This is a genomic window from bacterium, assembly GCA_037131655.1.
Lineage (GTDB): Bacteria > Armatimonadota > Fimbriimonadia > Fimbriimonadales > JBAXQP01 > JBAXQP01.
In genome coordinates this window covers 1-5,150 of the sequence record JBAXQP010000197.1, presented here as the reverse complement: position 1 = coordinate 5,150, position 5,150 = coordinate 1, and the positions used below count along the sequence as shown (strand labels likewise).

The following is a 5,150-nucleotide window of genomic DNA, read 5'->3' as shown; positions in this document are numbered from 1 at the left end:
TATTTTCGCTAATTAATCTCTATAGCATGCTTGTTTAACCAGCCAAGTATATCCTGATAAACTTCATTTCTATTCGTTTCAGTTAGTTGAAAAAGTATTACGTTGTCCCTGCTGAAAATGCGCGTCGTGAACTCATCACTATAAACGCTCGTAATGGTTGCTAAGAAATCATTCTGAGCGTCTAGGTAGGCTTCAACGAGTAATCTAAACTCGTTAGAGTAAAGCTGCATTTGGCCTACCTCGTCAAGATACAAAAGCTCGCCAGTCTTTGGATGCGATAAGTTTCGAGTAAATTGAGCCAAGACTTCTGGGTGAATATAAAAACGCCCGACTTGCAGGCTTGTAGGGTTCTGTGTTTGAGCCAAAACCGCACTTAGACCGTTCATATCCTCTACAACAAACCCTATTCTGTGATGGTCTTTGACCAATTCTTTTGTTATAAAACCACGCCGAGGAGAAACGCCGGCAACTAGCTCGCTTAATATGGTGCTCTTTCCGCTTTTTGGTCTGCCGGTAATCAAGAGTTTCATCTACTCATGGTATCATGCAAATCTTATCTGTTAGAACGTGATAAAATACCTAAATGATTAATATTACTGCAACAACTGCAAACGAAGCTTGGATCAGCACATTTACGGCTCTTCTTGAAGAAGGCGATGCTACAGGTAATGAAAAGTACCTGCGTGATGAAACTACGCTCATAGAAATTACTGACCCCCAGGTCATAGAGGCGGACGCACGATTCCCAACGGCACAAGCCGACCTAGATGTAATCAATAGATACATCTATACAGGCGAGAACGAAGACAGTGTCGTTCATGATTGGACAAAACTTTACTACCATCGTGCCTTTGACGAGCCAAATTCACAAATAGAGTTCTTGATTGCAAATCTAAATGCAGAACGCCCAGTCGGTGAAGCGCAGATATCAATGTGGGATAAAAACATTGATCAAGGTCAAAAAGTTTCGCCTTGCACCCAAATAATCTGGGCGCGCATTAAGCATGGAAAGCTGGAGTTGCACGTTCACGCTAACTCCTCAGATGCATATAAAAAATTATTGATGAACATGCTTGAATTTATCTCCTTGCAACATTACATAGCTGAACGAATAGGCAGACCGGTTGGTAACTATTATCATTTCTTAGACTCGTGCCACTTACATCTGAAAGATTCTGAGAAAATTCAATTGCTCCAGACACAATTACAAGGTTAAATCCTTGCATTACACACTCTAATATGTTATAAATTAGTCATGAGTAGCGAGGTTTTCCTTCCTGGGATTGCTGAATTTGATGAACATCCAATTCCTGGCGCTCCCGCAATTAACGATACCTATCGTGAATCTTTAAGCCGCCTCGTGTTATTACAAGATCAAGGCGTGACGCACTTCTATGGTTGCCAGCTGGACTTAGACGAAGATAAAGATGTATGGATGAGTCCTGTTGAGGTGGATGACGGAGAAAGCTTTTCCTACTTCCAGATACTTTACGTAAATACGACGCCTCAAGAAGCTTTCAATAACCCTAAGCTTCCGGTTTCATTGCTTGAGGTTGACGAAGCTAGCTACAAATTAACGCCACCTGAGCACCCTGGGTATGAGCAGTTGATGAGCCAGTTCATAGGCGATAGAGAACACGTTCTAATCCGCCACTGCAACACGGGCATGGCATATTATCCTCGCAGCATTACTCCTACCCAGGATCGCACTAAATCTTCTGAGCACTTAGAGAAAATTATTGCGGTCACCGGACTGCACGAGCCAGAAGTTAGCCTCACACTTAGCAAGCCGTCAGAAAAAGAAGATGCCTCTCTCAAAACCAGTATGCTGCAAACCGTGCATGCTCGCAGATATCCTTTTGCAGGCGGCGAAGTACATTCGTACGGCCTAGTTCTCGATAATGACCCGTGGAAATATTACGAAATTTTTACCCCTCAACGCATCGAGAAAATGTCAGGCAAAGACCTTCTCGTAAGAATTGATTCAGGCTGTGATATCGGTCAAATTTACGATGATAGAGGATGTGATTGTCGTGAGCAGTTGCATACTGCACTTACGGATATCCAAGAGCTAGGAAATGGCGCTGTAATTCATATCCCTTCTCAAGATGGAAGAGGCTTCGGCGCGGCAACTAAAATGGAGACAGAGGGCTTAAAGCGCGGTATCAAAGTTGCCACTAACCACGATAGCCTTCAAGCAGTTGACACAATCACCGCCGCCCAATTAATCTTGGGCGCGGAGTTTGATATTCGCACTTATGAGGGCGCTGGTAAACTCTTAGGCATGATAGGCGTTGAGTCAATCATTCTGCAAACAGATAACCGTTTGAAAGCTGAGGGCTTAGCAGTCGGCGGAATTAATGTTACGCGTCGAGCAACTAACACCACTGGCGCACGTGGAGCTTTACACCACATTGAAGCCAAGCACCGACACGGCGACATCTATTACGGCAAGGATGAGGAATAAGCATGGAACGACTAGGTTATGGAGACCTCTATTACGCACCTGCAGCTAGTGGCGTTGAGAAAATTCGTAATCGATGGCTAGAAATTGATTCCATGGCCGGCGTCGGCATTGATCCTGACGTCAACAAAATTCCTGAAGAGATCTGGGATGAAGTAGGCGGTAGAAGTAACTTAGCAGATGGCATGCTTCTTTTTAATCAGCAGGTCATAGATGCCACGGCAGAATATGCAGTGGATTTTAAAGTAAACTCGAATTTCTTCCAGGGTGAATTAGGACGACGCGCCCTAGCCGGTACTTTTGATTACATAAAAGCAAATCATCCCAATGTTCTTCGCGTGTGTGATGGCAAGTTTGCGGATGTAGGCCACACGGCTGACAAAATTGCTGAAGAAATATTCGGAGAGCTTGATGCTGACGCAGTGCTCCTGAACCCGTATATGGGTTTCGACGCCATCGAGCCATTCGTGAAATGGAAGGACAAGCTTGTCGTACTTTGCGTTAATACCTCTAACCCGTCGGCCCAAGAAGTCCAAGGCCTGACGCTCGCTGACGGTAATCCATTGTGGAGGCATATTCTACGAGAAAGCATGGACTCTTGGAACTATAACGGAAACATTCTTCCAGTATTAAGTGCTACACATAAAGAGAATCTTATAGGAGTACGCGAAATTGTCGGCGACATGCCTATTCTGCTGGCAGGCGTTGGCACGCAAGGTGGCAGCCTGGAAGAGAGCGTACCAATGTGTCTCGATTCAAATGGCTATGGTCTTATGATCAGTGCATCGCGTGCGATACTGTACCCTGAAAGAAATGCCGAAGAGACACTACAAGAAGCATCTCGACGCTCAATTCAAGATTTGCGCACGAGTATCAATCTAGTCAAGGCAGCATAATGAGTGAATTCGCATTTTCAGCTAGCCACCGGCAAGCAGAGATAAATAAGACACGACAACGTAATCTTACGAAGAGTCGACTATTTGTATTGTTGCTCGGGCCATCAGCAACGGGTAAGTCTACGTTAATTCAAGAGCTAAACGCCCAGGCAACAGACACTACATTCGAATATGTAAAGCCAATCATTACAAGGCCGAACCGGTCTAACGAGACTGACAAAATAAGTGTCTCTGATTCTGAGTTCGACACTATGCAGGCGCAGGGCGAATTTATAGTCGTGAATGGTCTTTACGGAGTGCGCTATGGCACACCTTTACAAGGAATTACATCCCCGCTGAGCAGGGGCAACCTGCCTATACTCGACTACCCCCTAAAGACGGTAGATGCACTCCAGCGCCCTGAGTACGACACGCTTAACTTATACATATATCCGCCTTCACTGGAAATATGGCGTGGACGAATCGAATCAAGCGGCCGGAATTTAGATGGGAGGCTTGAGGCTGGAGCTAGAGAACTTGGATCATTGGCGATGGCAGGCTTCAATCATTCTGATATTGACGTAAGTATAGTCAACGCCGAAGGTGCTGCGTCCGAAGCTGCACATGATATTCTCGACGTCATACAACAGGTTGTCGCGCGATAATTATTGCTCTTGAGATCGAGCTTCAGCTTGCTCAGGGCTACGGTAGGCATGTATAGAACCAGGGATGATTCTGTAAGCTGCACGATTCTCGGGTTCATAAACCATTGGGTTGGCAAGCACATTAGCGCACGCAGCGCATGCAAGTGAACCAACTTCTTTGACAGTCGCAGCTGTCAGTTCTGCTCGCTCTTCAACAAGCTCTGGCGGCCATACTATTCGATCCGCATAGCAGCGTAACAGCCTGCCCGGGCCGTCTTTTTGATAGACCATCGCTGGCTCTTCACAGTTACCGCATGCAATATACAGAAACTTTGACGGACCACCGCGTGATTTCGCATATCGGTCTTTCTTTGGCTTAAACTTGTCTTGAGGGAATTCCATATGCATTTATTATACAATATTTAATCACATAAGCCTAATGATTAGGCTTATGTTGAGGCGTCGTACATTGTCGAATAATGTGCGATGACTATAGGAGCTAATGCATGTCGTACACGAACCTGTGCGACTTGCCCCGCGTGAATAACCGGTGAATTAGTGACCCCTACCTTCTCTTTTGCTTTTTCATTCTTCTTACTTAGTGCGCACACAAAATATTTTTTGGTAAGGCATGAGCATTAACAGATCAGGAATGCTATGAATACAGTGCCAGGCAGAGTAAAATAAAGGTATGAAAAATCAAGACCCTGTACTGGAAGTTCTAAATAAACTGGCAAGTAAAACGCCGGACGCGCTACATCAGAAGAAATCGCGAGTGATTGACCTATTCATCGAGAATAAACTTACCGATGAAATGAAAGATCAAAAGCTTCGCGAGATACAAAACGACATTGGCGATTTAGAACTTCAGCGCATTGACGCTGGCAGTGAGGTTGCCAATAAGGAGCAGACTATAGATAGTGCAGTGATGTTCTTAACGAACGCAGATCAGTTCTGGAACTTAGGCGATTTACAGGTACGGAAAGGCATACAAGACCTAATATTCCCTGATGGATTGTACTTTAGTTGCTCTGAAGGTTTTGGAACTGCTACTTTGAGTCAATCTCATCAGTTAATAAAAAAGTCACCGCGAACGGTGACTTAAGTCCTAATTTGGTGACCTCACGGGGAATCGAACCCCGATTGCCAGGATGAGAACCTGGTGTC

General features: G+C 45.0%; 7 protein-coding genes. 5 read left to right on the top strand and 2 right to left on the bottom strand.

Annotated features, from left to right (window positions below; all coding sequences use genetic code 11):
* Positions 1-8: 8 nt before the first annotated feature.
* Positions 9-530 carry a nucleoside-triphosphatase gene (locus WCO51_09445; protein ID MEI6513482.1) on the bottom strand — a complete coding sequence of 174 codons (522 nt, stop codon included), beginning with the start codon at positions 528-530 and terminating at the stop codon, positions 9-11.
* 53 nt (positions 531-583) lie between these two features.
* On the opposite strand from WCO51_09445, the gene WCO51_09440 reads away from it, so the two are divergent.
* From WCO51_09440 to WCO51_09425, 4 genes are read left to right on the top strand one after another with little or no spacing between them, the layout of a single operon-like run.
* On the top strand, positions 584-1,216 hold the full coding sequence (locus tag WCO51_09440; GenBank protein ID MEI6513481.1) for a thymidylate synthase: 633 nt from the start codon (positions 584-586) through the stop codon (positions 1,214-1,216).
* 39 nt (positions 1,217-1,255) lie between these two features.
* Entirely contained in the window at positions 1,256-2,467 is a 1,212-nt protein-coding gene (locus WCO51_09435) for a hypothetical protein (GenBank protein MEI6513480.1), read from the top strand.
* Between the two features lie 2 nt (positions 2,468-2,469).
* Complete coding sequence (pyrF, locus tag WCO51_09430; GenBank protein MEI6513479.1) at positions 2,470-3,360, top strand: orotidine-5'-phosphate decarboxylase; 891 nt, start codon at positions 2,470-2,472, stop codon at positions 3,358-3,360.
* A complete protein-coding gene (locus tag WCO51_09425; protein MEI6513478.1) occupies positions 3,360-4,004 on the top strand; it encodes a hypothetical protein in 645 nt (214 codons plus the stop codon). The genes pyrF and WCO51_09425 overlap by 1 nt, the downstream gene beginning before the upstream one ends.
* On the opposite strand, the gene WCO51_09420 is transcribed toward WCO51_09425, so the two are convergent.
* Positions 4,005-4,385: a hypothetical protein gene (locus WCO51_09420; protein MEI6513477.1), complete on the bottom strand. Its 381-nt coding sequence runs from the start codon at positions 4,383-4,385 to the stop codon at positions 4,005-4,007.
* Positions 4,386-4,674: 289 nt separating this feature from the next.
* Here WCO51_09420 and WCO51_09415 point away from each other — a divergent pair, with 289 nt between their 5' ends.
* Entirely contained in the window at positions 4,675-5,088 is a 414-nt protein-coding gene (locus WCO51_09415) for a hypothetical protein (GenBank protein MEI6513476.1), read from the top strand.
* Positions 5,089-5,150: the final 62 nt, after the last annotated feature.

What these genes read in the sequence shown, in the direction of transcription:
- WCO51_09445 (MEI6513482.1), bottom strand. Translation starts at nt 530, where the DNA reads ATGAAACTCTTGATTACCGGCAGACCAAAAAGCGGAAAGAGCACCATA.
- WCO51_09440 (MEI6513481.1), top strand. Translation starts at nt 584, where the DNA reads ATGATTAATATTACTGCAACAACTGCAAACGAAGCTTGGATCAGCACA.
- WCO51_09435 (MEI6513480.1), top strand. Translation starts at nt 1,256, where the DNA reads ATGAGTAGCGAGGTTTTCCTTCCTGGGATTGCTGAATTTGATGAACAT.
- pyrF (MEI6513479.1), top strand. Translation starts at nt 2,470, where the DNA reads ATGGAACGACTAGGTTATGGAGACCTCTATTACGCACCTGCAGCTAGT.
- WCO51_09425 (MEI6513478.1), top strand. Translation starts at nt 3,360, where the DNA reads ATGAGTGAATTCGCATTTTCAGCTAGCCACCGGCAAGCAGAGATAAAT.
- WCO51_09420 (MEI6513477.1), bottom strand. Translation starts at nt 4,385, where the DNA reads ATGGAATTCCCTCAAGACAAGTTTAAGCCAAAGAAAGACCGATATGCG.
- WCO51_09415 (MEI6513476.1), top strand. Translation starts at nt 4,675, where the DNA reads ATGAAAAATCAAGACCCTGTACTGGAAGTTCTAAATAAACTGGCAAGT.